The organism is Streptomyces sp. NPDC043878 (assembly GCF_056435735.1).
In genome coordinates this window covers 558993-584939 of sequence record NZ_JBWKDW010000001.1, presented here as the reverse complement: position 1 = coordinate 584939, position 25947 = coordinate 558993, and the positions used below count along the sequence as shown (strand labels likewise).

Annotated in this window: 23 protein-coding genes; 6 read left to right on the top strand and 17 right to left on the bottom strand. The window is 74.7% G+C overall.

What is annotated here, in order from left to right:
* Positions 1 to 12: 12 nt before the first annotated feature.
* Positions 13 to 987, bottom strand: coding sequence for a DUF4349 domain-containing protein (locus AC07AZ_RS02510; protein WP_478842972.1), 975 nt, complete (start codon positions 985 to 987; stop codon positions 13 to 15).
* 171 nt (positions 988 to 1158) lie between these two features.
* Between AC07AZ_RS02510 and hemG the strand changes: the two genes are divergently transcribed.
* Together hemG and hemQ are read left to right on the top strand one after the other, a co-directional pair.
* On the top strand, positions 1159 to 2589 hold the full coding sequence (gene hemG / locus AC07AZ_RS02505) for a protoporphyrinogen oxidase (protein WP_478842968.1): 1431 nt from the start codon (positions 1159 to 1161) through the stop codon (positions 2587 to 2589).
* A gap of 5 nt (positions 2590 to 2594) precedes the next feature.
* Positions 2595 to 3326, top strand: coding sequence for a hydrogen peroxide-dependent heme synthase (hemQ, locus tag AC07AZ_RS02500; RefSeq protein WP_478842966.1), 732 nt, complete (start codon positions 2595 to 2597; stop codon positions 3324 to 3326).
* Here hemQ and AC07AZ_RS02495 read toward each other — a convergent pair whose 3' ends face one another.
* The 13 genes from AC07AZ_RS02495 to zapE form a co-directional block, all read right to left on the bottom strand.
* Entirely contained in the window at positions 3327 to 4976 is a 1650-nt protein-coding gene (locus tag AC07AZ_RS02495; RefSeq protein ID WP_478842964.1) for an alpha/beta hydrolase, read from the bottom strand. It lies immediately after the preceding gene.
* Between the two features lie 115 nt (positions 4977 to 5091).
* A complete protein-coding gene (locus AC07AZ_RS02490; RefSeq protein WP_478842962.1) occupies positions 5092 to 5880 on the bottom strand; it encodes a TIGR04222 domain-containing membrane protein in 789 nt (262 codons plus the stop codon).
* A gap of 97 nt (positions 5881 to 5977) precedes the next feature.
* A complete protein-coding gene (locus AC07AZ_RS02485) occupies positions 5978 to 6745 on the bottom strand; it encodes a DUF4142 domain-containing protein (RefSeq protein WP_478842960.1) in 768 nt (255 codons plus the stop codon).
* Between the two features lie 298 nt (positions 6746 to 7043).
* Positions 7044 to 8567 carry an MbnB/TglH/ChrH family RiPP precursor modification enzyme gene (locus tag AC07AZ_RS02480; protein ID WP_478842958.1) on the bottom strand — a complete coding sequence of 508 codons (1524 nt, stop codon included), beginning with the start codon at positions 8565 to 8567 and terminating at the stop codon, positions 7044 to 7046.
* Positions 8568 to 8903: 336 nt separating this feature from the next.
* Entirely contained in the window at positions 8904 to 9599 is a 696-nt protein-coding gene (locus AC07AZ_RS02475; protein ID WP_478842956.1) for an aminoacyl-tRNA hydrolase, read from the bottom strand.
* A 46-nt stretch (positions 9600 to 9645) separates the two neighbouring features.
* Entirely contained in the window at positions 9646 to 9834 is a 189-nt protein-coding gene (locus AC07AZ_RS02470) for a hypothetical protein (protein WP_478842954.1), read from the bottom strand.
* A gap of 18 nt (positions 9835 to 9852) precedes the next feature.
* On the bottom strand, positions 9853 to 10686 hold the full coding sequence (locus AC07AZ_RS02465; RefSeq protein WP_478842952.1) for a polysaccharide deacetylase family protein: 834 nt from the start codon (positions 10684 to 10686) through the stop codon (positions 9853 to 9855).
* 70 nt (positions 10687 to 10756) lie between these two features.
* Complete coding sequence (locus AC07AZ_RS02460; protein WP_478842950.1) at positions 10757 to 12280, bottom strand: FAD-dependent oxidoreductase; 1524 nt, start codon at positions 12278 to 12280, stop codon at positions 10757 to 10759.
* Positions 12281 to 12441: 161 nt separating this feature from the next.
* Positions 12442 to 13218 carry a slipin family protein gene (locus AC07AZ_RS02455; RefSeq protein WP_478842948.1) on the bottom strand — a complete coding sequence of 259 codons (777 nt, stop codon included), beginning with the start codon at positions 13216 to 13218 and terminating at the stop codon, positions 12442 to 12444.
* Positions 13219 to 13335: 117 nt separating this feature from the next.
* Positions 13336 to 14838 (bottom strand): SulP family inorganic anion transporter, encoded by a 1503-nt coding sequence (locus AC07AZ_RS02450; RefSeq protein ID WP_478842946.1) that lies wholly within the window; start codon positions 14836 to 14838, stop codon positions 13336 to 13338.
* Between the two features lie 8 nt (positions 14839 to 14846).
* Entirely contained in the window at positions 14847 to 15425 is a 579-nt protein-coding gene (locus tag AC07AZ_RS02445) for a carbonic anhydrase (RefSeq protein ID WP_478842944.1), read from the bottom strand.
* Between the two features lie 87 nt (positions 15426 to 15512).
* The gene (locus tag AC07AZ_RS02440) at positions 15513 to 15905 is read right to left on the bottom strand and encodes a hypothetical protein (protein WP_478842942.1); all 393 of its coding nucleotides are present in this window, start codon (positions 15903 to 15905) and stop codon (positions 15513 to 15515) included.
* Positions 15906 to 16098: 193 nt separating this feature from the next.
* Positions 16099 to 17217, bottom strand: coding sequence for a cell division protein ZapE (zapE, locus tag AC07AZ_RS02435; RefSeq protein ID WP_478842940.1), 1119 nt, complete (start codon positions 17215 to 17217; stop codon positions 16099 to 16101).
* A 37-nt stretch (positions 17218 to 17254) separates the two neighbouring features.
* Between zapE and AC07AZ_RS02430 the strand changes: the two genes are divergently transcribed.
* The 4 genes from AC07AZ_RS02430 to msrB all read left to right on the top strand — a co-directional run bounded on the left by AC07AZ_RS02430 (position 17255) and on the right by msrB (position 20863).
* The gene (locus AC07AZ_RS02430; RefSeq protein WP_478842938.1) at positions 17255 to 18091 is read left to right on the top strand and encodes a pyrimidine reductase family protein; all 837 of its coding nucleotides are present in this window, start codon (positions 17255 to 17257) and stop codon (positions 18089 to 18091) included.
* A 212-nt stretch (positions 18092 to 18303) separates the two neighbouring features.
* On the top strand, positions 18304 to 18759 hold the full coding sequence (locus tag AC07AZ_RS02425) for an indole-3-glycerol phosphate synthase (RefSeq protein WP_478842936.1): 456 nt from the start codon (positions 18304 to 18306) through the stop codon (positions 18757 to 18759).
* Positions 18760 to 19050: 291 nt separating this feature from the next.
* Positions 19051 to 20442 (top strand): UDP-N-acetylmuramate--L-alanine ligase, encoded by a 1392-nt coding sequence (gene murC / locus AC07AZ_RS02420; RefSeq protein WP_478842934.1) that lies wholly within the window; start codon positions 19051 to 19053, stop codon positions 20440 to 20442.
* Between the two features lie 13 nt (positions 20443 to 20455).
* Complete coding sequence (gene msrB, locus AC07AZ_RS02415; RefSeq protein ID WP_356036082.1) at positions 20456 to 20863, top strand: peptide-methionine (R)-S-oxide reductase MsrB; 408 nt, start codon at positions 20456 to 20458, stop codon at positions 20861 to 20863.
* A gap of 9 nt (positions 20864 to 20872) precedes the next feature.
* Here the strand turns inward: msrB and AC07AZ_RS02410 are convergent, their stop codons facing one another.
* Genes AC07AZ_RS02410 through AC07AZ_RS02400 form a run of 3 tightly spaced genes read right to left on the bottom strand, consistent with a single transcriptional unit; the run spans position 20873 to position 25817 of the window.
* Positions 20873 to 22180, bottom strand: a complete 1308-nt coding sequence (locus tag AC07AZ_RS02410; protein WP_478842931.1) for an alpha-glucoside ABC transporter substrate-binding protein — start codon at positions 22178 to 22180, stop codon at positions 20873 to 20875.
* Positions 22177 to 23478 (bottom strand): hypothetical protein, encoded by a 1302-nt coding sequence (locus AC07AZ_RS02405; RefSeq protein WP_478842929.1) that lies wholly within the window; start codon positions 23476 to 23478, stop codon positions 22177 to 22179. The genes AC07AZ_RS02410 and AC07AZ_RS02405 overlap by 4 nt, the downstream gene beginning before the upstream one ends.
* Positions 23475 to 25817, bottom strand: coding sequence for a tetratricopeptide repeat protein (locus tag AC07AZ_RS02400; protein WP_478842927.1), 2343 nt, complete (start codon positions 25815 to 25817; stop codon positions 23475 to 23477). The genes AC07AZ_RS02405 and AC07AZ_RS02400 overlap by 4 nt, the downstream gene beginning before the upstream one ends.
* Positions 25818 to 25947: the final 130 nt, after the last annotated feature.

Genomic DNA, 25947 nt, shown 5'->3' with positions numbered 1-25947 from the left:
CGTCAGGCCCGCTCAGTGCGTGTCGTCGCCCTCCCGCGCCGGCTCGGACCGCGGGGCCGGCGCGGCCGCCACGGGGCCTGGGACGGCCACCGCGGGCGCCCCGGTGCGGGGGGAGCGGGAGCGGGCGAGCCGCAGCCACCCCAGGACGAGCACCGCGGCCACCGCGGCGAACGGCAGGACCGCCGCCAGCGCCACCACGATCCAGCGCAGCATGGTCACGAACGCGCTCCAGCCGCCCGACAGCGCGTCGGCGATCCCCGGGTCGTCGTCCGCGGCGGCCCTGTGCACCGGCCGCTCGGACAGCGACAGGGTGATCGTGGCCAGACTGGTGCGGTCCTTCAGGGACGCCTGCTCGGCGAGCAGCGACTCCAGGTTCGCCTCGCGCGTGCTCAACTCGCCCTCCAGCGTCACCACGTCGCTGAGCTTGGTGGCCCGGTCCATGAGCGCGCGGACCCGGGTGACGCTGGCGCGCTGCGACGCGATGCGGCTGTCCACGTCGACGACCTGGTCGGTGACGTCACGGGCCTTCGCGTCGCGGGCGAGGAGCTTGCCCGCGCCCTCCAGGTCGGTGAGGACCTCGTCGTACCGGTCGACGGGCACGCGCAGCACCACGCGCGTCTGCTCGTTGCCCTCCTCGTCCCGGGACGTCGACTCCCGGCCGACGTAACCGCCCGCGGACTCGGTGGTGGCGCGGGCCTCGTCGAGAGCCTTCGGCACGTCCTTGACGCGCACGGTCAGGGCGGCGGTGCGGATGATCCGGCTGGTGGGCAGCTTCGTCGGCGCGGTGGCCCCGCGGCCGCCGGCGCCGCCCGCGCTGTCGGCGGCGGCGCCCGGAGCGCCCCCCTTGGCGTCGCTCCGCGACAGCGCGGCCGTGTCGCCGCGGGAGTCGGAGCTGTCGGAGCCGCCGCAGCCGGCCAGCGCGAGCGCCGAGACCAGCAGCAGCCCGGCCAGGGCGTGGACGGGTCGGGCGTGAGTTCGTGCGCGCATGTGGGCGTACCCCCTGGGTTGTGACGACTGACGCTCCTTCGACGCCCGGGCGGGGCGGGACGTTGGCCTGTGCCGGTCCCGAAGAGGTCACGGTCCGGACTCGCGCGGGACACCGCGGCCGGGACGCCGGGGCGCGGACGGACTGTCAGCGGGGTTTGAGAGGGTGGGGGTATGCGTGAAGTGGACACTCGGACGGGCCCGGAACAGGTCGTCGTCGTCGGAGCGGGCATCGCCGGACTGGCCGCGGCCCACCGGCTGGTTCAGCGCGGGGCGCGGGTGACCGTCCTGGAGGCCTCCGACCGCGTCGGCGGCAAGCTGCTGCCCGGTGAGATCGCGGGCGCGCGCGTCGACCTCGGCGCCGAGTCGATGCTGGCGCGCCGGCCCGAGGCGGTCGCCCTGGCCCGTGAGGTGGGCCTCGCCGACCGGCTCCGGGCCCCGGCCACCACGACCGCCTCCCTCTGGACCCGCGGTGCCCTGCGCCCCATGCCCAAGGGCCATGTCATGGGCGTCCCCGGCACCGCCGGCGCCCTCACCGGCGTGCTGTCCGACGAGGGGCTGCGCCGCGTCGAGCGGGACGCCGACCTGCCCCGCACGGAGCTGGGCGAGGACGTCGCCGTCGGCGAGTACGTCGCGGCGCGCGTCGGACGCGAGGTCGTGGACCGGCTCGTGGAACCGCTGCTCGGCGGCGTCTACGCGGGCGACGCGTACCGCATCTCGATGCGCTCGGCCGTCCCCCAGCTCTTCCAGGCCGCCCGGAGTCACCTCTCGCTCACCGAAGCGGTCCGCGACATCCAGGCGAAGGCGGCCGAGGCCCCGCCGACCGGCCCCGTGTTCATGGGCATCGAGGGCGGGGTGGGCGGCCTCCCGCTCGCGGTGGCGGAGTCGGTGCGCGCGCGGGGCGGCGAGATCGTCACCCGCGCACCGGTGACGGAGCTGCGCCGCGAGGCGTCCGGCGGCTGGCGGGTCGTCGCCGGCGACCGGGTGCTGCACGCCGACGCGGTCGTGGTGTCCGTGCCCGCCCCGGCCGCCGCCCGCCTGCTGCGCGCCGAGGCCCCCGCGGCCGCCGCCGAGCTCGACGCCGTCGCGTACGCCTCGATGGCCCTGGTCACCCTCGCCTACCGCCGGGGCGACACCGCGCTGCCCGAGGGCAGCGGCTTCCTCGTGCCCCCGGTCGACGGGCGGACCATCAAGGCATCCACCTTCGCCTCACAGAAGTGGGGGTGGATCACCGAGTCCGCCCCGGACCTGGTCGTCCTGCGCACCTCCGTCGGACGGCACGGCGAGTCGGAGATCCTCCGGCGCGAGGACGCGGAGCTGGTGGACGTCTCGCGGCACGACCTGGAGCAGGCGACCGGCCTCGCCGCCACGCCCGTCGAGACCCGCGTCACCCGCTGGGACGACGGCCTGCCCCAGTACCCGGTCGGCCACCACGCGCGCGTGGCCCGCGTCCGCGAGCACCTCGGCAAGCTCCCCGGCCTCGCGGTGTGCGGCGCGGTGTACGACGGCGTCGGCATCCCGGCCTGCGTCGCGAGCGCGTACACCGCCGTGGAGCAGCTCACCCCCGACCCGGTGCGGAGCCGTCCCGCGGGCGCGGGAGAATGAGGACCATGAGTGACGACGCCCCCACCACCGAGTCCGGCAGGGTCCCGAACAAGGGCAAGCTGGCCAAGGACCTCAACGAGACCATCCGCTACACCCTCTGGTCCGTCTTCCGGCTGAGGGACGTGCTGCCCGAGGACCGCACGGGCTACGCCGACGAGGTCCAGGACCTGTTCGACCAGCTCGCCGCGAAGGACGTGACGGTCCGCGGCACCTACGACGTGTCCGGTCTGCGCGCCGACGCCGACCTCATGATCTGGTGGCACGCGGAGACCAGCGACCAGCTCCAGGAGGCGTACAACCTCTTCCGGCGGACCAGGCTGGGCCGCGCCCTGGAGCCGGTCTGGTCGAACATGGCGCTGCACCGCCCCGCCGAGTTCAACCGCTCGCACATCCCGGCGTTCCTCGCCGACGAGACGGCCCGCGACTACGTCAGCGTCTACCCCTTCGTGCGCTCCTACGACTGGTACCTGCTGCCCGACGAGGACCGCCGCCGCATGCTCGCCGACCACGGCAAGATGGCCCGCGGCTACCCGGACGTCCGGGCCAACACCGTCGCCTCGTTCTCCCTCGGCGACTACGAGTGGATCCTCGCCTTCGAGGCCGACGAGCTGTACCGCATCGTCGACCTCATGCGTCACCTGCGTGCCTCCGAGGCCCGTATGCACGTCCGCGAAGAGGTGCCGTTCTACACCGGCCGCCGCAAGTCCGTGGCCGAGCTGGTGGCCGGGCTCGCCTGATCAGCGTGCCGGGGGTGCGGCCGGTGCCGTCCGCGCGGCCTCGGTCCGCGTCGGCTCGGGCTCCCGGTGCGGGGCGCAGGCAGCGTGCCGCACCGGGAGCCGGCCGTCCAGCAGATAGGCGTCGAGGTAGCCGTTGACGCAGGCGTTCCGGCCGCCCGCGATGCCGTGCGTACCGGAGTCCCGCTCGGTCACCAGCACCGAACCGGACAGCCGCCGGTGCATCTCCAGGGCGCCGTCGTAGGGGGTCGCCGCGTCCCGCTCGGCGGCCAGGATCAGCGTCGCCGGCAGCTCACCCGGCCCGGTGCGCACGTCGAGCGGCTGCCGGCGCGGCGCCCGCCAGTAGGCACACGGCAGGTTCGCCCACACGTTGTCCCAGGTCTCGAAGGGCGCCACCCGCGCGAGCCGGGTGTTGTCCCGGTCCCAGACGTGCCAGTTCGTCGGCCAGGCGGCGTCGTTGCACTCGACCGCCGTGTAGACCGCGTTGCTGTTCTCGGCCTCCTTCGCCGCCTCCGGATGCGGACCGGCCTGCTCGATCAGGGGCTTCGGGTCGCCCTTCAGATACGCCGACAGCGCCTGCGCGCGGTGCGGCCAGTAGTCGTCGTAGTACCCGGCCGTCAGGAACGCGCCCTGCAGCTGGCCCGGTCCGACCGTGCCGCCCGCGGGCTTCGCGGCGAGCCGGTCGCGGGCCTTCTCGTAGCTGCGCAGCACCTGCTCCGCCGTGGTGCCGAGCCCGTACACGTCGTCGTGCCGGGCGACCCACGCCCGGAAGTCCGCCCAGCGCTCCTCGAACGCGGCGGACTGGTCGAGGTTGTTGCGGTACCAGACCTGCCCGGGGTCGGGGTTCACCGCCGAGTCGAACACCATCCGCCGTACGTGCGAGGGGAACAGCGTCGCGTACAGGGCCCCGAAGTAGGTGCCGTAGGAGGCGCCCATGAAGGTCAGCTTCGGCTCGCCGAGCGCGGCCCGCAGGACGTCCAGGTCACGGGCGTTGTTGAGGGAGGTGTAGTGCCGCAGCGCGGCGCCCGTCCGCTCGGCGCATCCCCGGGCGTACGCCCGGGCCCGGGTGACGCGTTCGCGCTTGTACGACTCCGAGGGATACGTGGGTGCCTCGGCGGGCCCCTTGAAGAACTGCTTCGGGTCCTCACAGGACAGGGGAGCGGAACGTTCGACGCCGCGGGGGGCGTACCCGACGAGGTCGTACGCCGCCGCGACGCGCTTCCACTCGGGGATCATGCCGACCAGCGGGAAGTACATGCCGGAGCCGCCGGGACCGCCGGGGTTGAAGACCAGGGCGCCCTGCCCCGGCACCCGGTGCCTGCTGTTGCGCGGGTCCCTGTGCGTGGCCGGCGCCCGGCTGACGGTCAGCCGGATCTGTGTGCCGTCGGGGCGCGCGTAGTCGAGCGGGACGGACACCGTGCCGCACTTCATTTCGCCCGGCAGGTCCTCGGCGTCGGGGCAGGCGCCGAAGGTGATCCCGGCCGCCCGGGCCCGCGCGGCGGCGAGCGCGGTGCCGCGCAGTTCGAGCGAGGCCCGGGAGAAGTCCGCGGGGGCGGGCGGTCCCGGTGCGCCCGGGGTGCCGCCGGCCGGGGCGGCGGCGAGGGCGGTCAGCAGCAAGGACCCTGCGGCCGTGTAGAGGGCGGGAGCTCTCATCGGGTGTCCCTTCGGTGCGCGGCGGCGACAGAAGGGATGGTTCGTTCGCGCCCGGGGGAAGGCAAGCACCGTCCGCCGGTGTCGCCGCCAGTGCCCCCCGTACGCCCCCGGTGTGTCAGTCGCGCCGGGACGGCTCGCGGTGCGCGAAGGCCGCGCGCAGCTCGGGCTCGCCGACCGCGCGGATGCCCCGCACGGCGACGCGGGTGAGGTAGGTGTGGTCGTCGCCGTCCGCGGGGTGCCGGCTCAGTCCGCCGAGCAGGCGCTGCCCGGCCGGGGACGCCCAGCGCGAGTACGGGTGGACCTCGACCCGCGCGATCGCCAGACAGCTCAGGGTGAGCGTGAGGGGCAGCGCGAACCACAGGGCGACCAGGCCGGAGGGCAGGTCCGACCGGTCCGGCGCCAACAGCGCGGTGACGCCCAGCGCGACGACGGCCACCGCGGCGAACCGCACCTGCCGCATTCCGGCCGTCACGCTCGTCCGGGCGCCGTCGGGCACCGCGAGCCCCGCGCTGACCAGGCGGTCGCCGATGCCGCGCACCGGGTCCCCGGCGGCCGCGGCGGCCCGTACCGGGGCTATGCGGGACTGGCCCTCCGGTCCGATGGCCCTTATCACCGAGCGCTCCAGGTCGTCACGGCCGCGGGGATCGACGACGGTCGCCCAGCCGGTGTGGGCCAGCAGCAGCCGCCGCTGCCGTGCCATGGAGACGAGCGTGAGGTCGGCGACCCGGCGGGGGCCGCCGGAGAGGAACGCGGCCTCGTAGAGCGTCAGATCGTGCTGCCGGACGTCCGCCGGGGCGTCCGCGCCGCCGTCACCGGCCGCCGTGCGGACGGCGGCCAGGCACAGCCGGGTGCAGGCGGTGCCGGCGGCGGCCCAGGCGAGCAGGAGAAGAAGGACCCAGAGCATGTGGATTTTCTATGCGACCGGGTCCGGAAAAAGCCATGCCCTGTTCACGATCCGGACCGAGCGTTGTCGGTACGTGACGTTCCGCTCCGCCGCCCGGTCAGGGGTTGCCGTACGGCGACGGGGGCGGGCTGGAGGCGGCCGGCGGCAGGGTGTAGCTCGGTGCCGGTGCCGGCGCCGATGCCGGGGCCACCGGCAGGGCCGTGGCCGCGACGGCGGGTCCGGGCACGGGGGAGGCGCCGGCCGGCGGGGTGGAGACGGGGGCCGCCAGGTCCCGGGCCAGGGCGTCGAAGTCGACGTATCCGGTGGCCTCCAGGATCTTGATGTGGTCCAGCACCGTGGTGTTCGCGTCGTCGGCGAGGGCACGCACCAGGACGTTGCCGGTGCCGGCCCGCACCTGGGCGACGACGGCGAACACCCTGCCGTGTGCCAGCCGCAGGATGTTCGCGAACTGGCGGTCGAAGTCCACGCCCCGGGCCGCGTTCAGGGTGGCGAGCCACTGCTTCTGCTGGTCGTTCGGCTCGTTCGGCAGGGGGAGCACGAGCTTCGTCGCGACGTCGCGCACGCGCTCGTCCAGGAAGGTGTGGCCCTCCACGAGGTGCCGGCCCGCCCTGCGGACGGCCTCGGTGGTGCCCTTCTCCTCGGCCAGCCGGCCGGCGGGCAGTTCCCACAGGCCCGCCAGCCGGACCTTCGTGACGAAGTCGCGGTCCAGCGCGGACAGCGGCCCGTACTGCGTGGCCACGGTCTGGGCGTCGCTCAGGACGCGCACGTCGGTGCCCGAGCGGTCGCTGTAGGACCAGATCGGGAAGATCAGCGCGGCGAGGGTCGCCGTCAGGCCCACGACGATGAGCCCGGTGCCGCTGAACATGCCTCTGCCGTGAACGGGTGGTCGCGGTCGCAAGGTGCCTCCTGTCGCGACACCGCACGCCGGTGCGCTCGGGGTGCGGGATTGGCATATTACTGCGGAGTCGCGGTCAACTGCCGTACAGGGGCGAAAGGTTGATCAGCGGACATTGGTGACGAATGCAAGGGCGCGAAGGAGGGGCGTACGGGGCCAAAAGTGGAGGAAGTGTGCCGAGATCATGGTTCCGGCGCGCGGAGGCGGCCCCGGTGTTAACCCCGGCACACTCCGGTGGCCGGCAGGTGGACGGGGGGCCGCCCCGGGGTCACCGGCGCAGCAGGACCCGTCGGGTCGCGCGGGCCAGCCGCACCGCCGGCCGGTGCGAGCGCGGCGCCGGACCCGACCGCTCCAGCCACCACGCGCGCAACTCCCGGCGGGTCCGAGCGTCCTCGGGGCGCCCGGCGAGCAGCAGCCGCCCCACGAAGTCCAGCGCGTCGCGGCGGTAGCCGCCGGTCATCGGGGAGCCGTGGGCGTAGGCCAGGAAGGCGGGCCGGTAGGCGGGTCCGAGGATGTCCGGCAGTTCGGGCGCGACCTTGGCCACGACGTCCGCCCGCTTCGCGGCCAGCGCCCGCGCCTGCACGCCCAGCCGCACCCCGTCGAACCCCTCGGGCACGGGCGTCCCGGCGACCAGCGCGGACAGCAGCGCGGCCTGCGCGAGAGCGAGGCGCTGACGGGCGGGGGTGGGCTCCGGGTCGGTGCCGGCGGCGGCGGTCGGGGCAGGGGGGTGGGGGGTGCCGCCCCTCGTGCGGCGGTCCGCGCCGGCCGGGTCCGCGCCGGCCGGGCCGGCGCCCGTGCGGTCTGTGCGTGTCGGGCTGGCGCCCGCAAGGTCCGTGCGCGTCGATCCGGCCAGCGCGCGGTCGGTGCGCGTCGATCCGGCCCCCGCAAGGTCCGTCCGCGCTCTGCCGGCCCCCGCGCGGTCCGTCTCCGCCGGGTCCGGGTCGGTCCCCGCCCGGTCCGCTTCCCTGCGGCCCGCCGTCACCGCGGACCCGATCGCCGTCAGCTCCCGCTCCAGCTCGGCCGGTTCCGGGAAGTTGTCGTCGCGCTCCAGGAGCACCCCGGGCGGGCGGACGCGGGAGGCGAGGTCGGTCAGGATGTCGAGGACCTCCCGCGGAACCGGGTGGGCGTGGCTGTCGTGCCAGACGCCGTCGCGGACGAAACCGCCCGCGACATGGACGTAGGCGACGGCTTCGAGGGGCAGCTCCGCGAGGGCCTTGGCCGGGTCCTCGCCGCGGTTGACGTGGTTGGTGTGCAGGTTGGCCACGTCGATGAGGAGCCGTACGCCGGTGCGGTCGGCCAGCTCGTACAGGAACTGTCCCTCGGTCATCTCCTCGCCGGGCCAGGCGATGAGGGCCGCGATGTTCTCGACCGCGAGCGGCACCGGCAGGGCGTCCTGCGCGACACGGACGTTCGCGCACAGGACGTCCAGGGCGTCCCGGGTGCGCGGGACGGGCAGCAGGTGACCCGCCTCCAGCCGCGGGGAGGCGGTGAGGGCGCCGCCCGCGCGGACGAACGCGATGTGCTCGGTGACCAGGGGCGAGCCCAGCGCCCCGGCGCGTTCGGCGAGGGCCGTCAGACGGTCCGGGTCGGGCCGCTCGGCGCCACCGAGGCCCAGGGAGACGCCGTGCGGCACCACGGTGACCCCGCGCTCGCGCAGCCGCAGCAGTGACTCGGGGAGGTGTCCGGGGCAGAGGTTCTCGGCCACGGCCTCGACCCAGTCGATGCCCGGCATCCGCTCCACGGCGTCCGCGATCTCCGGCCGCCATCCGATGCCCGTCCCCAGTCGTTCCATGCCCGTCCCCCTTCGGTGTCCTCGGCGGCCTCCGCGTGTCCGGCCCTCGGCGTTCCCGGTGACTGCCCGGCCGCGCGCCGTGGCGTGACCGGGGTATGGCCCCGCCGGCCGGGCCCCAACCTCTCGCCCCGCACGTTCAGAGCAACATTTGAGGTTCGGGTCCGCTGCGAAGGAGCCTCCCGGAGTACCGACCGGTCGTCGGCGCGGCGTACCCGGCCGGTGCCAGGAGGTACGAAGGGAGCGTCCGGGATGTCCAAGCGACGGGAAGATTCCTAAACGGCGAGTAAAGTCGCGGGCGTTGGCGGGGCCGGACGGGCAGAGCCGCCCGGACCCGGTCTAACGCAGGGCCGGGTGGTCCGCGACGACCGTGCAGGAGCCGGGGGCGATCTCCGTGAAGCCCGCGTCGCGCACCAACGGCAGCCCCGCGGACGTCAGTTCGGGCCAGCGGGCGGGGTCGGCGGTGCGCACGGCGAGCGGGAAACCGGCGTCGCGCCAGGCGGTCCGCTCCTCGTCCGACAGTTCCCACCAGGCCAGTTGGGCGCCGTGGCCGGCCTGTGCCATCGCCTTGCCCGCGGACATGCCGAGTCCGGGGTTCAGCCACAGCACCGGCGAGGACCCGTCCGGGCCGGCCGGTGGTTCCGGGTCGTCGAGCTCGGTGCCGGAGACCTGGAGCCGGGCCAGGTCCTTCGGCCAGCCGTCCAGCGGCACGGGCGGGAAGACCCGTACCTCCGCCGCCTTGCCCGTCACGGTGATCCCGGGCAGCGCCTCGGCCCGCCGCCACTCGGCACCCCGGGCCCGCCGTACGACCTTGCGGATCCGCGCGTCCTGCCAGTCCCGCATGATCCGCGCCCACTCGCCGTCACCGGCCGACCGCTCGTCGCTCAGGACGGCCAGCACGGCGCGGGCGGCGGTCTCCAACGCGTCGGTGCGGGCGGGCGGCGCGTCGCGTTCGATCCGTACGACCAGGGGCAGGACGAACTGCGGCGCCTCGTCGCGGGCGCCGGACTCCGGCTGGAAGGGGCTCTCACTCACAGACGCAGGCTACTTGACCCGCGCGGGGCCCCGGAGGGCCGGTGGATCACCCCGGACAGGCCGTGCGCTGGGCCTCCTGCCACGCGCACACCGGGCACAGGGTGATCCCCCGGTGGGACTCCGGGTACTCCGTCGGCTTCCGGCACAGCACGCACTCCGCGTACGGCGGCCCGTCCGCCGTGGGCTCCTCGCTCGTGCCGGCCGCGCGGTACGTGTCCTCGCCGTCGTCGCTCATTCGTCCAGGGTAGGCCGGTCAGCGGCGTCCGCCCGCGGCCCCGATCAGCTGGGACACCCGGACGAACCGGAAGCCCCGCGCGCGCAGTGCGGGCACTATGGTCCGCACGGCCCGCTCGGTCGCCGGGGCGGCGCTGCGGGTGCAGTGCATGACGACCACGGAGCCCGGCCGTACGCCCTCCAGCACCTGCCGGGCCACGGCACCCGCGTCCGTCGCGAACGCGTCCCCGCTCACCACGTCCCACTGCACCGCGGTCACGCCGGTCGGGGTCAGCGCCTTCAGGGCCCGCCGGTCGTAGCACCCGCCGGGGAAGCGGAAGTAGGGCATGGCGTCCGGCACCCCGGCCCTGCGGAAGGCGGTGTACGCGCGCTCCACTTCCTCGCGCATCCGGTCCCCGGCCACCGTCGGCAGGCCGTAGCAGTCGCCGGTGAAGGCGTGGTGGCTGTAGGAGTGGTTGGCGACCTCGAAGAGCGGGTCCCGGCCGATGGACCGCGCCTGGATCGGGTACTGCTCGGCCCAGCGTCCCGTCATGAACACCGTGGCCGGCACTTTCAGGGCCCGCAGGGTCGCGACGAGCTGCGGGTTGTCGAAGCGTTCCCCCTTCGCGGCCCGGGGGCCCTCGTCGGCGGTCATGTCGGCGTCGAAGGTCAGGGCGACCGTCCTGTCCGGCGTCCGGGGGCCGTTCGTGAAGACGGGGGTGAGCCCCGCCGGCCCGGGGGCCAGGGTCGGGGGACGGGAGGCGGCGGCGGAGGGGGCGGGACGGGCGGGGTGCGGGGCGCGGGCGGCGCCACAGGCGGTGAGGGCGGCGCTCAGGGCGCAGACGGCGGCGACACGTCGTACGAGAAGGATCACCTGAAAAACGTAGGGTGATTTGTCCTATATGAAGGTGAACGCGGCGGGAGCCCGCGCCGGAGTCACCCGCTCAGATGTCCCGTCGCTCCAGTGGCCGGGTCGCCGGTCCCTGCACCACCTTGCCGTCCGTGTCGAAGCGGGAGCCGTGACAGGGGCACTCCCACGCCCGTTCGGCGGCGTTGAACGCCACCAGGCAGCCGAGGTGGGTGCAGCGGGCGGACAGGGCGTGCAGTTCGCCGTCGTCGTCCCGGTACACCGCCAGCCGGTCGGCCCCCGCGCGGACGACGGCGCCGCCGCCCGGCTCGATCGCCTCCACCGGCTCCGCGGGCCGCAGCCGGTCGCCGACGAAGTGGCGGGCCACCTTCGCCTGGTTCAACAGGAACGACGGTGCCTCGCGCACCGCCGACCGCAGCCGGCGCGGGTCGTACAGCTCGCTCCACGCGCACTGCTCGCCGGTGATCAGGGCGGTGAGCAGCCGGCCCGCCATGATGCCGCCGCTCATGCCCCAGCCGCCGAACCCGGTGGCGACCCAGGCGTGACGGGCGCCCGGATGCAGCGGGCCGACCAGCGGCACGGTGTCGGTGGGGTCGTTGTCCTGGGTGGCCCAGGCGTACGTGAGGTCGACGCCCGGGAAGTGCTCGGCGGCCCAGGCGCGGAGGCGGTCGAAGCGGGCCGGGGTGTCGCCCGTGCCGGGAGTGAAGTGCTCCCCGGTGACGAGGAGGAGCCGCTGCCCGCCGGTGCCGTACGGCGCGGTGCGCACCGAGCGGGTGTCCTCCTCCGGCGTGATGTACATGCCGTCGGGGTCCTGGTCGGCGGCGACCGTCCCGGCCACCACCAGCTCCCGGCGCGGGGACAGGCGGGTGAACAGCAGGGCGCGGTCGAAGAGGGGGTAGTGCGTGGCGACCACGACGTCCCGGGCGGTCACCGTCGCGCCCGTCGCGGTGGACAGACGGCACGGCTCGCCCTCCTCCAGGCCCAGCACCGTGGTGTTCTCGAACACGCGCCCGCCGTGCGCGAGGAGGTCGCCGGTGAGGGCCAGCAGGTACTTGCGGGGGTGGAACTGGGCCTGCCCGGTGACCTCGACCGCGCCCGCCACGGGGAACGGCAATCCGGTGTCCGTGGTGAAGGCGGCCGCCAGTCCCGCCGCCCGGGCCGCCCTGGCCTCGGCCTTGACCTCGTCCAGCCGGGACGCGTCGCGGACGTAGGTGTAGGCGCTCCGGCGCTCCCAGTCGCAGTCGATGCCGAGTTCGTCCACGAGCGTGGCCGCGTGCTCGACGGCCTCGTTCTGCGAGCGGGCGTACAGCCGCGCGCCCTCCGGGCCGCGGGTGCGGCGCAGCCGGTCGTAGACGAGCGTGTGCAGCGCGGTGAGCTTGGCGGTGGTGTGGCCGGTGACGCCTGCCGCGACCCGTCCGGCCTCCAGCACCGCGACGCTCCGCCCGGCGCGCGCCAGCTCCCGGGCCGTGCTCAGGCCCGCGATTCCGGCGCCGATCACGGCCACGTCGACGCTCAGGTCCTCGTCGAGTGCGGGGTGGGGCTCGCCGCCGGGTGCGGTCTCCAGCCAGTACGAGCCGTTGACGTGCGCGTTCTCGGTCATGGCCGCCGGGTACCCCGCCCCGGCGGGTTCAGTGTCCCCGCCGCCCCGCCGCCCCGCCGCCCCGCCGCCCCGCCGCCCCGCCGCCCCGCCGCCCCGCCGCCCCGCCGCCCCGCCCACACCCACGCCGGGCGGGGCGGCCCGGGAACCGCACCCGTGGCACGTCACCGCTCGTGCGGGTGCTCCTGAGCCCGTTCCAGGAAGCGCAACAGTTCCACCGGGAAGGGCAGCACCAGGGTGGAGTTCTTCTCGGCGGCGACCGCGACGACCGTCTGGAGCAGCCGCAGTTGCAGTGCGGCGGGCTGTTCGGACATCTGCGCGGCGGCCTCGGCGAGTTTCTTGGAGGCCTGGAGTTCGGCGTCCGCGTTGATGATGCGGGCCCGCCGCTCCCGGTCCGCCTCCGCCTGCCGGGCCATGGACCGCTTCATCGACTCGGGCAGCGACACGTCCTTGATCTCCACCCGGTCGATCTGCACCCCCCAGCCGATCGCCGGGCTGTCGATCATCAGCTCCAGGCCCTGGTTGAGTTTCTCCCGGTTGGACAGCAGGTCGTCCAGGTCGCTCTTGCCGATGATGGAGCGCAGCGAGGTCTGCGCCATCTGCGAGACCGCGAACCGGTAGTCCTCGACCTGGACGATCGCGTTCGTCGGATCGACGACCTTGAAGTAGACGACCGCGTCCACCCGCACGGTGACGTTGTCACGGGTGATGCCCTCCTGGGCGGGGATCGGCAGCGTGACGATCTGCATGTTCACCTTGCGCAGCCGCTCGACCCACGGGACCACCGTGGTCAGGCCCGGCGAGCGCGCCTCACCGACGACCCGCCCGAGCCGGAACACCACCCCGCGCTCGTACTGCTTCACGACCCGCGCCGCCGCCGCGGCGTACACCACGCCGGCGGAACCCACCGCCACGGCCGCCACCACCAGCTCCTGGAGCATGTCGCCCCCCTCTGCGAGAGGACCGTTAGGCCTTGAGTGTCTCTTTTGCAACGATATGCCCGGTGGCCGGTCCCGGGCCACGCACGGCTCGGAACCGGCCACCCGGGGCCGCGGTCGCTATCCGGCGGTGACCCGCACCGCCTCCGGCCCGACCGCCGAGGGGACGCCTCCCGCTTCGAGCGAGGCCGACACGTGTGGGAGCCGCTCGGACCAGCTCTCCAGCGCCGTACGGCAGGCGTGGTCGAGGTGGTGCAGACCCGACAGGTCCAGCTCGACGGGACGGTCCTGGGGCAGCGCCTCCAGAGCGTCGAGGATCTTCGGCAGCCGCAGGAAGGTCGCGTTGCCCGACAGGTACGCCTGGACGGGGCCCGCGCCCTTGTCCACGACCTCCAGCCGGATGTGCGAGGCCTCCCAGGCGGTCTTGGCGACCGCCAGCGCGAGACCGATGAGCACGCCCTCGAACATGCTGACCGCCACGATCGACACGGCAGTGGCGACCAGTATCAGCGCCTCCCCGCGGTGCTCGCGCCACAACGACACGATCTGTCCTACGGGGATGAGCTTGGCGCCGGAGTACACCAGGATCCCCGCCAGGGCCGGGACCGGGATGTACCCGAGCGCCTCCGGCAGCAGGGCCGCGAACAGCAGCAGCCACACGCCGTGCAGCACCCGGGACGCCTTCGTGCGGGCGCCCGCCTGGACGTTGGCCGCGCTGCGCACGATCACCGCCGTCATCGGCAGCGCGCCCAGCAGACCGCAGAGCGCGTTGCCCGTGCCCTGCGCGAGCAGTTCACGGTCGTAGCGGGTGCGCGGGCCGTCGTGCAGCCGGTCCACCGCGGCCGCGCTGAACAGCGACTCGGCCGACGCGATCAGGGTGAACGCGACGATCGTGCCGAGCAGACCGATCTCCGCGAGCCCGCCGAACGCGTCCAGGGACGGCGGCTGCACCGATTCCAGCAGCCCCCGCACCTCCACGGTGGCCACCGGCAGGGAGAACGCCAGGCTCACGAGCGTCGCGAGGGCGACCGCCGCGAGCGGTCCGGGGAGGGCGCGCAGCCTCCTCGGCGCGCGCTTCCACAGCACCAGCACGGCGATGGTGCCCGCGCCGAGCCCGAGGGACGCCAGGGCGCCGGGGTCCCCGGCCGCCTCGGCGAGCGCTCCGGGCAGCCCGGCTATCTTCGCCGGGCCGGAGGCGGGCGCCTTGGCGTCCGCCATCGAGTAGAGCTGCCCGGCGATGAGCACGAGCCCGATGCCGGCCAGCATGCCCTCGACGACGGAGACCGAGATGGCCCGGAACCAGCGGCCCAGCTTCAGGGCGCCCATCAGGATCTGCAGGGCGCCCGTCGCCAGCACGATCACCCCGAGCGCGGGCAGGCCGTACTCCCGCACGGCCTCGAAGACCAGCACGGTCAGCCCGGCCGCCGGCCCCGACACCTGGAGGCTGCTGCCCCGCATGAGCCCGGTCACGATGCCGCCCACGATGCCGGTGACCAGGCCGAGTTCGGCCGGCACCCCGGAGGCGACGGCCACGCCGACGCACAGCGGCAGCGCGACCAGGAAGACGACGAGTGAGGCGGCGAAGTCCTGCCGCAGGTGCGGGAAGCGGGTGCGTATGTCCATGGCGGCCCTCACAGCGCGCGGAAGGTGTCGGAGGACACGTCGTGTGTCAGCACGGACCCCGTGTGCACCTCGTAGTACCAGCCGTGCAGGGTCAGTCGGCCGTCCGTCAGCCTCCGGTCGACGAACGGGTAGGAACGCAGCCGCAGCAACTGCGCCAGGACGTGGCTCTGCACGCCCTCGGCGACGGCCGGGTCCTCCGCCGCGCCCGCCGGTCGCTGGCCGGCGTGGGTGAGCCAGTCCCGCACCGCGGGTACGGCGCTCAGGTCGTCGCCGCGGACGAGGGCGCCGACCGCGCCGCAGTGCGAGTGCCCGCAGACGACGATGTCGCGGACGCCCAGCACCTCCACGGCGTACTCGATGGTGGCCGCCTCGCCGGTGGGGTGCGCGGAGGCGTACGGCGGGACGATGTTGCCCGCGGTGCGCAGCTCGAAGAGCTCGCCGGGGCGGGCGCCCGTGATCAGGGCCGGGACGACCCGGGAGTCGGAGCAGGTGATGAACAGGGCCTGGGGGGACTGGCCTTCGGCCAGCCTGGCGAACTCCTCAGGGCGCTGTCCGAAGGTGCGGGCGTTGTCGATGAGGGGCTGCATGGGGAACTCCTCCTGGCGCGCCGCAGGGCGCGTCGGGCTTGCACGACGAAGTGGGGGGAACTGCGGGGGTGTCGGCGGTGCTCGCTGTCAGCAGCGGAAGACCTGGAGGACGGCCGGGGAGCGGTCCGGCACGGATCTCGCGGTGCGGTGCGCGGCGGACCTGAGGGGTTCACGCGGGGCGGCCGGGTCCCGTGCGGGGAACGCGCGCTCGGGCACCTCGGGTGCGAGGTCGGCGGCGCGGTGCCGGTCGCGGGTGCGCAGCGGGCCGGCCGGGCCGCCGGTGTGGTCGCAGTGGCGGTGCGTGACCGTCTCGGTGCCTGGCGCCGGGTCCGGGAGCGTGGTTCCGGGCTGGGCCTTGGCCTTGGCCTGACTTGTCGTGTGCGCGGATGCGAAGGACGGGGTGGGAGCGAAGAGCGGAAGCGCGAGCAGGACGGCGGAGAGGACCGCGAGCACGGTCCGGACCGTCGCACCTCGGAACATGCGCCCCCTTCCCGGCCGTTCACGCCTCATGTCCAGACCAACAGCTGGTCAATGACTGGTCAAGAGACACGGTAACCCCGCGAGGTTGTTTGCAGGGTTAACGCAACGTTTCCGATGGAAGAGCGCCCGAAACCGCCCGCCGGGTGGCGCGAACCCGACCTCGCCCAGGTCGTTCCGGCCGTCGTGGTGGCGCTCAGCCGCCCTCGACAAGTCCCCTGGCGTCGCGGGCCAGCGCGGTCAGCCGGGAGATCGCCCGGAAGTACTTCTTGCGGTAACCGCCGTTCAGCATCTCCTCGCTGAACAGCCGGTCGAAGGGCTGTCCCGAGGCCAGCACGGGGACCTCGCGGTCGTAGAGCCGGTCCGCGAGGACGACGAGCCGCAGGGCCGTCGACTGGTCCGGCACCGGCTGGACGTCGGTCAGGCAGACGGCCGTCAGACCGTCGGTCAGGGCGCCGTAACGGCTGGGGTGGACCTTGGCGAGGTGCTCGATCAGCCGCGGGAAGTCGTCGAGCGAGGCGCCCGCGGTGGTGTGCGCCGCCTTCGTCACCTCGGCGTCGGAGTACGGCGCCGGTGCCTCGGGCAGGCCGCGGTGGCGGTAGTCCTCACCGTCGATGCGCAGCGCGCGGAAGTGCGCGGACAGGCCCTGGATCTCGCGCAGGAAGTCGGCGGACGCGAACCGGCCCTCTCCGAGCTTGCCCGGCAGCGTGTTGGAGGTGGCCGCGAGCGCCACACCGGCCTCGACGAGCCGGCCCAGCAGGGTCGACACCAGGACGGTGTCGCCGGGGTCGTCCAGCTCGAACTCGTCGATGCACAGCAGGCGGTGGCCGGACAGGGTGCGGACCGTCTGCTGGAAACCGAGGGCGCCGACGAGGTTGGTGAGCTCCACGAAGGTGCCGAACGCCTTCAGCGCGGGCTCGGCCGGGGTCGCGTGCCAGAGGGAGGCCAGCAGATGGGTCTTGCCGACACCGTAGCCGCCGTCGAGGTAGACGCCCCGGGGGCCGGCCGGCGTCTTCGGGGCCCTGTTCCTGCCGAGGCCGAACAGCCCGCGCCGTACCGAGCCGGCGCCGCTCGCGTGCGCCCCGCCGAGCCCGGCGGCGAAGCCCTCCAGCACGCGGACCGCCTCGGTCTGGCTCGGCTGGTTCGGGTCGGGGACGTAGGTGTCGAAACGCACCGAGTCGAAGCGCGGCGGCGGCACCATCTCGGCGACCAGCCGCTCCGCGGGGACGTGCGGCGCGCGGGCGCACAGGGACAGCGGGGCCGCGTCAGCTATGGGGCTGGTCCCGGAGGCGGCGGGGGACGACGAGGACGACACGGTTCACCATGCTAAGGGTCGTGCCAGACTGCACGACATGCGACGCCTGTTCCCTGTGACCGACGAAACAGCAGCCCAGGTCTCCGGAGGGGGCCCGGACGGAGGCCCCGGGAACCTGGAGAAGGGCGGGGCCGGGGCGGCGGGGCGCGAGTGGAGCCTGGCCGAACTCGCCGCCGCGTACGCGTATCCCGAGCCCTCCGAGGACGGACCGGGAGCCTGGCTGCGGGCCAACATGGTCGCCACGCTCGACGGCGCCGCCCAGCACGACGGCCGCTCGCAGCCCATCTCCACGCCCACCGACATGCGGATCTTCGGCACCCTGCGGGCGCTCGCGGACGTCGTGGTCGTCGGCGCGGAGACGGTACGGCGGGAGGGGTACCGCCCGGCCCGCGCGCGGGCCGAGTTCGCGGCGTCGCGGGAGGCGGCCGGACAGGGGCCCGCCCCGGCGATCGCGGTGGTCAGCGCGCGTCTCGACCTGGACTTCTCGCTTCCGCTGTTCACCTCGCCGCTCGTGCCCACCCTGGTCCTCACGGGCGCCGCGGCACCCCCCGACCGGATCGCCGCCGCGGAGAGGGCCGGCGCCGGGGTGGTGATCGCCGGGGACGGTACCGGTGTGGACCCGGTCCGTGCCGTACGGGCCCTCGCCGGGCTCGGGCACACCCGGCTGCTGACCGAGGGCGGCCCGCGGCTGCTCGGGCAGTGGGTGGCCGCGGGGGTCCTCGACGAACTGTGTCTGACCCTCGCCCCGATGCTCACCGCGGGTGACGCGCAGCGGATCGCGGGCGGGCCCCCGGTCGCGGTCCCGCGGCGGTTCGTCCTGGCGTCCCTGCTGGAGGAGGAGGGTTTCCTGTTCAGCAGGTACCGGCGGCCGTGACGCCGGACAGCGGTTCGAAGGGCGGCAATGATCCCGAAGTGGGTGAAATGTGCCGTTCCGCTTCCTCTCCGGCAGGCACACTGAATCACGCAGACCCGTGGGATCACGGGGAAGGATGGTTTCCGCAGGGCCTGACGCGGTACGGCCCACGCGAGGACAAGAGGGCAACGGCCCTCGCAGAAGAAGGGGCGCTGGTGTTCACAAGCGTTTTGATGATCGAGAAGGCCCTGACGTCCGCCGACGTGGAGTTCGTCACCACCTTGCACGGCGACGAGCCGGTCGCCTTCCAGGTGCTGCTCCAGCCGCGCGGCGACCAGGCCGACCGCCTGCTGCGCGCCATCGACGACGTCGCGCTGGGCGAGATCGACGAGGCCGCCCGGGAGGGCGAGACACCGGAGGGGGAGGAGGCGAAGGCGCCGGCGCAGCGGGCGCTGGACGTGTCGCTGATGGCTCTGCACGCCTCCGGCAGCGAGGCGCAGGGGCGGCTGATCGAGGATCATCCGCTCGACGCGCTGAAGTCCCTCGTGGAGGAGGCGGGGGCGGACGAGGTGATCGTCCTGACGGATCCCCACTATGTGGAGGAGTTCTTCCACCGTGACTGGGCTTCGCGGGCGCGGCACAAGGTGGGGGTGCCGGTGCTGAAGCTTTTCTCGCACAGCAAGGAGTAGGGGGCGGGGGCGGGGGCCGGGGTGTGATGCGGGCGCGCGGGCTGCGGGTTGTGGGTGGCTGGTCGCGCAGTTCCCCGCGCCCCTGCGGTGGGCTGCGTCCGTCGGGTGGGTGCTGGTCGTGGGTGGCTCGGCGCGCGGTTCGGTGGCGTGCCGGTCGTGGGTGGTGGGGCGCGCGGTCGCCCGTGCCCCTGAGGGGCCGGAGGTGTGGGGTGGGGGTAGGCCCTAGGCTGGGGGGGCGTTCTGGTGACAGGGCGCTGCTCATCGTCGTACCGGATCTTGGGGAGACAACGCATGGCACCCGGCCTTCCTGCCGCCATGGACCGACCGCACTTCATCGGCATCGGCGGGGCCGGGATGTCGGGCATCGCCAAGATCCTCGCGCAGCGCGGGGCCCAGGTCGCGGGCAGTGACGCGAAGGACTCCGAGACCGCCGCCGCCCTGCGCGCGCTGGGTGCGACGGTGCACGTCGGGCATGCCGCGGAGCACCTCGCCGGCGACGCCAGCTGCGTGGTCGTCTCGTCGGCGATCCGCAAGGACAACCCGGAGCTGGCCCGGGCCGCCGAGCTGGGCATCCCGGTCGTCCACCGCTCGGACGCGCTCGCCGCCCTGATGGACGGTCTGCGCCCGATCGCGGTCGCCGGCACCCACGGCAAGACCACCACCACGTCGATGCTGGCGGTGTCGCTCGGCGAACTGGGCCTCAAGCCGTCGTACGCGATCGGCGGCGACCTCGACGCGCCCGGCTCCAACGCCCTGCACGGCGAGGGTGAGATCTTCGTGGCCGAGGCGGACGAATCGGACCGCAGCTTCCACAAGTACACGCCCGAGGTGGCGATCGTGCTCAACGTGGAGCTCGACCACCACGCCAACTACGCCTCGATGGACGAGATCTACGAGTCCTTCGAGACCTTCGTGGACCGCGTCACCGAGGGCGGCACGCTGGTGATCGCCGCCGACCAGCAGGGCGCGCGCGAACTGACCCGCCGCGTCACGGCGCGCGACGTGCGGGTGGTGACCTACGGCGAGTCCGAGGACGCCGACGTCCGCATCCTGTCGGTGGTGCCGCAGGGACTCAAGAGCCAGGTCACCGTCGTCCTCGACGGCACCGAGCTCACCTTCACGGTCTCCGTCCCCGGCCGCCACTACGCGCACAACGCGGTGGCCGCGCTGGCGGCCGGTGTGGCGCTGGGCGTCCCCGCCGCGGAGCTGGCCCCCGCGCTGGCCGCGTACACCGGTGTGAAGCGCCGCCTCCAGCTGAAGGGCGAGGCGGCCGGCGTCCAGGTGATCGACTCCTACGCCCACCACCCCACGGAGATGACCGCGGACCTGGAGGCGATGCGCGCGGCGGCGGGCGACGCCAGGATCCTCGTCGTCTTCCAGCCGCACCTGTTCTCCCGGACGCAGGAGCTCGGCAAGGAGATGGGCGAGGCCCTGGCGCTCGCCGACGCCTCGGTGGTCCTCGACATCTACCCGGCCCGCGAGGACCCGCTGCCCGGCGTCACCAGCGCCCTGATCGTCGACGCGGCGCGGGCCGCCGGCGCGGACGTGACACCGGTCCACGACAAGGCGGCGGTGCCGGCGGTCGTCGCGGGAATGGCGAAGGCCGGTGATCTCGTTCTCACCATGGGAGCGGGCGATGTCACCGACCTCGGCCCGCGGATTCTCGACCAGCTGTCTGAGTGAGGGGCTGAGGTTCATGTCGTACGACGTCGAAAAGCCGGACGAGCAGTGGCGTGAGGAGCTGACGCCGGCGGAGTACGCCGTCCTGCGGCAGGCGGCGACGGAGCCCGCCTTCACCGGCGAGTACACCGACACCAAGGCGACCGGCGTCTACTCCTGCCGGGCCTGCGGCGCCGAACTCTTCACCTCCACCACGAAGTTCGACTCGCACTGCGGCTGGCCGTCCTTCTACGACCCGAAGGACACCGACGCCGTCGAGCTCATCCAGGACCGGACCCACGGCATGGTCCGGACCGAGGTGCGCTGCGCGCGCTGCGGCTCACACCTCGGGCACGTGTTCGAGGGTGAGGGGTACGCGACGCCGACGGACCAGCGGTACTGCATCAACTCCGTCTCACTGCGGCTGACGCCCGACGAGAGCTGAGCGGGCGGCTCACCCGCCGGGACGCGCACAGATGTCCTCGGGTGGCCGGAACGTGCGGTCGTCGGCCCAGTCGGCCTCGGCCCGCACCCGTACGGCGTCCAACTCCCGCAACAGGGACGCCAGTCGATGCCGGGTGCGGTCCCGGAAGAACTCCAGGACCGCGCGGTGGAAGGCGTCCCGCAGCTCCGGCGGCATCACGTCCGAGGCGTCGAAGCAGAGCGTGCGGGCCCGGGAGTGGAGCAGCGAGTCGATCTCCCGCTCGGCCGGGTTCGCGGGCGTGGCCGGCGTGAGGCCGGTCGTGCCGGGGAACAGGGGGCGGACCGCCGGGTCCGCCTTCGCCCGCCAGCGCTCCCGCCCGGCCGGGCTGGACAGCCGTTCCACCAGTTCCTGGGCGGCCGGGTCGGCGCTGAAGACGGCCGCCATGTCGCCCGCGACCTCGAACGTGTCGCGGTACTCGGCCTTCCCGTCGAGGAACCGGGCCGACGGTTCCACCCGGACGTCGTCGCCCGCGTACACGTACCGGATGAAGGCACTCTGGTGCTCGTGCGTGCAGTCGAGACCGGGGGAGTCGAGCAGCCCGCGCGGCCGTCCGGCGACGGAGATGCCCTCGAACGAGGTGGTGAGGGACCGCTCCACCGAGGCCGCCGAGCGGGTGCCCAGCAGTCCCGCCCAGGTCGTCCAGGCCCGCTCGACGGCCGGGGTGCGCCAGCCGAGCCGGCCCGTGGCCCACTCCGCGTACCGGGCGGGACCGGCCTGGTGGAGCAGGATGTCCTCGATCCAGTCGGTGCCGGGCCAGCCCGAGGTGGCCTGCGAGGCGAGCCCCACGCACCACACCGGGACGTCGTCCGGGCCGTCCGGGGTGGCCTTCTCGCTCCACACCAGGCTCTTCAGGTCGACCTTCAGCGGAACCCAGTAGGTCCGCCGGCCGCCGTCGACCAGCAGCGTCGGCGCCCACGGCGGGTAGGCGCGCGCGGCGGTCTCCTCGGCGAGGGGCTTCAGCCGGCCGCGGCGGGCGTACTCGGTGAGTTCGCCGATGCTGTTGAGGATCGCCACGTCGGGCGGGTCGTCGGCCTCCAGCTGTGAGACGAGCGTCTCGCGCAGCGAACGGGTGCCCTCGTAGGTGTACGTCCGGCCGGTCCCGTCGTCGAGCCCTTCCAGGGCGGCTTCGAACGCGTCGCCCTCCGCGCCGGTCCACGGGCCCAGGACCACCAGGGGGGCCGGGGCGCGCGAGGCGCAGCCCGGCACGAGCGTGAGCAGACAGGCCGCGACCAGCACCCGCAGGGCACGGCGGGCGCCACGGCGCACCCGGGTTGTCATGAGACGGCTCCGGGCCGGGCCACCACGAGGTACTCGCGGCGGTAGCCGTGCAGGGCGCCGGCGATCAGGGCGGCGCCGGCCAGACCCGCCGGGAACACCCAGAATGCGGCCCCGTCGAGGAAGCCCAGCCGCCCGTCGGCGAGCGTGTCGTCCAGGCGCCGGCCCAGCACCTCCACGGACCACGGGTCCGGGCCGTCGAAGGGACGCTCCTCGGCGGCCGTCTCCGTGCCGGGCGAGGTCCTGCGGGCCAGCGCGTCCGCCACCGGGCCCGCCGCGGTCTGCGCGTGCTGCGCGAGCAGTGCGTCGGCGGTCAGGGCCGGCACCGCGAGCAGCGGCAGCGCGGCCGCCGCCAGCGGGACGCTGAGCCTGATGCGGAAGCGGCGCCGGAGGAAGGACAGGGTGCGCCACAGGCCGGCGGCGAGCAGCACCAGGGCGAGCCCGGAGACCACGGCCGCCGCGAGGACGCGCCCGCCCCAGGCGGCCCGCTGCGCCAGCCGTTCTCGCAGGCGCCGCTCCAGGCCGGACACCCGGTCCACGATCGACGTGGCGTCGCCGGTGGAGCCGGCCGCCGACGGACACGCCGGGTAGCGGTCCCGCCGGTGCGCGGCGGGAACCGGCGTGGAGCACAACATGCTGCGGGCGTACGTCAGTTCGGCGTCCCGCAGCACCGGGTCGCCCGCGTGCCCCTGGGCCCGGCCGATCCACCCCGTGTAGTCGACGACCAGCGCGGAGACCACCCGCAGCTCCTGCTCCTCGGCCACGGTCAGCGCCCCGCCCCGGGTGACCTGGTTCAGGCTCTGCGTGGCCCGCGCCACCCGGGTCCGGTACCGCTCGCCGAGCCCGCCGAGTTCCGCCGAACCGCCCGAACGCAGCCGCGCCTCGGCCTCGCCCTGCGCGATGAACAGCGAGGCCCGCACGTCGGCGAGGTCCACCAGCGCGGGCGCCAGTCGGTCCCGCACGTACACCGAGTCGGCCCGCACGTCCGCGTACGCCCAGCCGAACGCCCCGAACCCCACCACGGCGAGCAGCGGCAGCGCGACCAGCCGGTCCCGCAGGTACTCCCGGTTGCGGCGGCCCGCGGCCGGCGGCCACGCGTAACGCCCCAGCCGGCGGGCCAGTTCGACGGCGACGGCACGGACGGCGCGGACCGTCCGGGCGCCGCGCGGCAGGTGGACGCGCCGGTCGCCGTCGGCCTCGGTCCGGTCGATGCCGGTCCCGTCGGCCTCGGCCCCGTCGGTCTCCGCGCCGCCGGCAGCCGCACCGGCCGCGGCCCGTTCCGGCCGGATGGCCCGGCTCACTCGCGGGCCGCCGGGGTGTTCCGGCCCTGTGCGGGTGCGGGTGCCTGCGCGGGTGCCGGTGCCGGCCGTGGCGCGGAGGCGAGCGCCCGCAGCCGGTCGGCGAGTCTCCTGCCGGGCCACGGGCCGTCCCTGCGGTGCCGGAAGGCGAGCGGCCGGACCTCGTAGGCCCGGTCCAGCAGCGTCTCGGCGACGGCCGCGTCCTCGGGGGCGGCGGACCGGGCGGCCTGGTGGGCGAGCGCGCGGTACAGGCGGGAGAGGTCCGCGCGCAGGCCCTGTTCGTCGGCGGGCAGACCCAGCCGTACGTCGGCGCCCGCGGCCAGCGCGGCCAGGGCCCGCGCGTCGAGGGCCCCCCGCGCGAGCGTCTCCCGCAGGGTCTCCCACACCTCCGCCGTCATCCGGACCCTGGCCTGCTCGTCCGTCAGCCCGTGCGCGTGGAAGAGCCGGGCCAGCCGCTCCAGCACCGCGCGCAGCCGCTCGCTCACCTCCTCGGCGGGCCCGGCGGTCCGTACGTGCCCGACCCCGATGCGCACCGCCGCGGTCCGCGCGGCGGTCCGGTGCCGGGAGTGCTGAGGCACCGCGTCGAGCGCCCGTACGGCGTCCTCCCAGGCCCGTTCGCCGCCCAGGGCGAGGCGGGCGCGCGCCGCGCCGAACGCCGCGCTGCCCAGCGACGGGTTGCGCAGCCGCACCGCCTCGTGGAACGTCAACGCCTCGTGCCAGCGGCCCAGACGCTCGGCGCAGTGACCGAGGGCGAGCTTCGGCGCGTACTCGCCCGGGATGGCCGCGAACACCCGGTCGAAGTGGAGCCGTGCCGTCTCCACCCGGTCACGGGCCAGCGCGAGCAGCCCGCGGTGCCAGGCGAGCCGCCAGTCGTGCGGGGCCCGGCCCGGTCCGATCAGCGCCTCGGCGGACCGCAGTTCCCGCTCGGCCGTGCCGGTGCCGCCGTCGGGCACCCGCAACCGCAGGCGGCAGCGCAGCAGATGGACCTCCGGCGAGTCCTGCCAGTCCCCGGTGTGCTGCAGCAGCGCCTCCGGAGCGGCGTCCGCCAGCCGGCTCAGCTCCAGATGGTGGTCGTCGTACGGGTCGGGCCGCGGGACCGGCAGGCGCCGGGCGACCTCGACGGGCGACGGCGGCGCGTACCCGGCGGGGACCTCGGGCACGGCCCACCGGGCGAGCGGCGGCGCCGAGCCGAGGGTGCCGTCGAGGGCGTACGGCGACTGGACGAACAGAGGTGACGGCTCGAAGGTCTCCTCGCCGGTCCGCAGGGACCGTAACTCGCGGAAGACGCCCCGCAGTTGTTCCTCCATCTCCTGCGCGGTGGCGAACCGGTCGGCTGCTTCCGCCCGCGTCGCGCGGTGCAGCACGCGGGCGAGGGAGAGCAGACCGAGACCCCGGGGCGCGGGCGCCGTCATGTCGTCGGCCGCCGGGTGCGCGGGGCTGCCCGGCGTCCCCGGCGGGGCGAGCGTGTCCAGGGAGACCAGTGCCGCCAGGTCCGCGGCCGAACGCCCGAGGCCGCTCAGCCGCCGCAGTGTCTCGCCCAGGCTGAACAGGTCGTCCCGGCCGGTGGATTCGCCGTCCGGGCCGACGGTCGGGGCCCGGAACCCGGCCGTGGTGTGACCGGGGAGGCCGGCCGGGCGGACGCTGCCCACATCGATGATCTTCGTGGTGGTGCCGTCGTGCATGACGTTGTCCGGCTTGAGGTCCCCGTACACCTTCGGGGGCCGGTCGGCGTGCAGGTGTCCGAGCGCGGCCAGCAGACGCACGCCGTAGGCGAGCACGAACTCGTGGAAGCGGCCGCCGCCGAACTCGTCGGGGTTCACCCGGGCCCGCGCCCGCACCTCCTCCAGGGTGAGCCCGTCGACGTACTGCAGGACCAGGAAGTCCCCGACCTCGGGATGGTGGCCGTAGTTGTAGACCCGGATGATGTCGTCGTGGCTGAGGTCGACCAGGGCCCGCCGTTCCCGGGCCAGGGCACCCGCGCCGACGGCCGCCTGCCGGGGGTGCAGGAACTTGATCGCCACCTCGCGGTGGTCGACCCGCGTGTCCAGGGCCAGGTGGACCTCGCCCATCCCGCCGTAGCCCAGCGGCCGGATCAGCCGGTACTGCCCGGCGAGGAGTTCGCCCTGCGGCAGCGGCAACCCGCCCGGTTCGGCGCCGCGGGTCACCGCGCGCTCCAGCAGCGTGATGGTGGGCAGCAGTGCCGGGTCGGGGCTCTCCTCCGGGAGCTCCACGTGCGCGGCCCGCAGCACCGGCGGCTGCGCCGCCACGACGAGCGGGCCGAACGACCCGTCGGAGTCCGGCCGTTCACTCGACGCACCGGTACCCGCAGCAGCCCCTTCCATGGCTCCCCAGGGTAGACGCGCACGCCGCGAATGACCCCGGTGCCGCAGCACGGGCTGCCCGGCCCGGACAGCCCGTGGGACGTGCCCGGCCGTCTCCCGCCCGCAGACAGGTGTGACCCGGATCACGGGC

Coding starts and splice junctions, on each gene's coding strand:
- AC07AZ_RS02495 (WP_478842964.1), bottom strand. CDS start 4,976: ATGAGAGCTCCCGCCCTCTACACGGCCGCAGGGTCCTTGCTGCTGACC.
- AC07AZ_RS02490 (WP_478842962.1), bottom strand. CDS start 5,880: ATGCTCTGGGTCCTTCTTCTCCTGCTCGCCTGGGCCGCCGCCGGCACC.
- AC07AZ_RS02470 (WP_478842954.1), bottom strand. CDS start 9,834: ATGAGCGACGACGGCGAGGACACGTACCGCGCGGCCGGCACGAGCGAG.
- hemQ (WP_478842966.1), top strand. CDS start 2,595: ATGAGTGACGACGCCCCCACCACCGAGTCCGGCAGGGTCCCGAACAAG.
- AC07AZ_RS02450 (WP_478842946.1), bottom strand. CDS start 14,838: ATGGACATACGCACCCGCTTCCCGCACCTGCGGCAGGACTTCGCCGCC.
- msrB (WP_356036082.1), top strand. CDS start 20,456: ATGTCGTACGACGTCGAAAAGCCGGACGAGCAGTGGCGTGAGGAGCTG.
- AC07AZ_RS02425 (WP_478842936.1), top strand. CDS start 18,304: ATGATCGAGAAGGCCCTGACGTCCGCCGACGTGGAGTTCGTCACCACC.
- AC07AZ_RS02440 (WP_478842942.1), bottom strand. CDS start 15,905: ATGTTCCGAGGTGCGACGGTCCGGACCGTGCTCGCGGTCCTCTCCGCC.
- AC07AZ_RS02410 (WP_478842931.1), bottom strand. CDS start 22,180: ATGACAACCCGGGTGCGCCGTGGCGCCCGCCGTGCCCTGCGGGTGCTG.
- AC07AZ_RS02510 (WP_478842972.1), bottom strand. CDS start 987: ATGCGCGCACGAACTCACGCCCGACCCGTCCACGCCCTGGCCGGGCTG.
- AC07AZ_RS02480 (WP_478842958.1), bottom strand. CDS start 8,567: ATGGAACGACTGGGGACGGGCATCGGATGGCGGCCGGAGATCGCGGAC.
- AC07AZ_RS02445 (WP_478842944.1), bottom strand. CDS start 15,425: ATGCAGCCCCTCATCGACAACGCCCGCACCTTCGGACAGCGCCCTGAG.
- hemG (WP_478842968.1), top strand. CDS start 1,159: ATGCGTGAAGTGGACACTCGGACGGGCCCGGAACAGGTCGTCGTCGTC.
- AC07AZ_RS02485 (WP_478842960.1), bottom strand. CDS start 6,745: ATGTTCAGCGGCACCGGGCTCATCGTCGTGGGCCTGACGGCGACCCTC.
- AC07AZ_RS02430 (WP_478842938.1), top strand. CDS start 17,255: ATGCGACGCCTGTTCCCTGTGACCGACGAAACAGCAGCCCAGGTCTCC.
- murC (WP_478842934.1), top strand. CDS start 19,051: ATGGCACCCGGCCTTCCTGCCGCCATGGACCGACCGCACTTCATCGGC.
- AC07AZ_RS02400 (WP_478842927.1), bottom strand. CDS start 25,817: ATGGAAGGGGCTGCTGCGGGTACCGGTGCGTCGAGTGAACGGCCGGAC.
- AC07AZ_RS02455 (WP_478842948.1), bottom strand. CDS start 13,218: ATGCTCCAGGAGCTGGTGGTGGCGGCCGTGGCGGTGGGTTCCGCCGGC.
- AC07AZ_RS02460 (WP_478842950.1), bottom strand. CDS start 12,280: ATGACCGAGAACGCGCACGTCAACGGCTCGTACTGGCTGGAGACCGCA.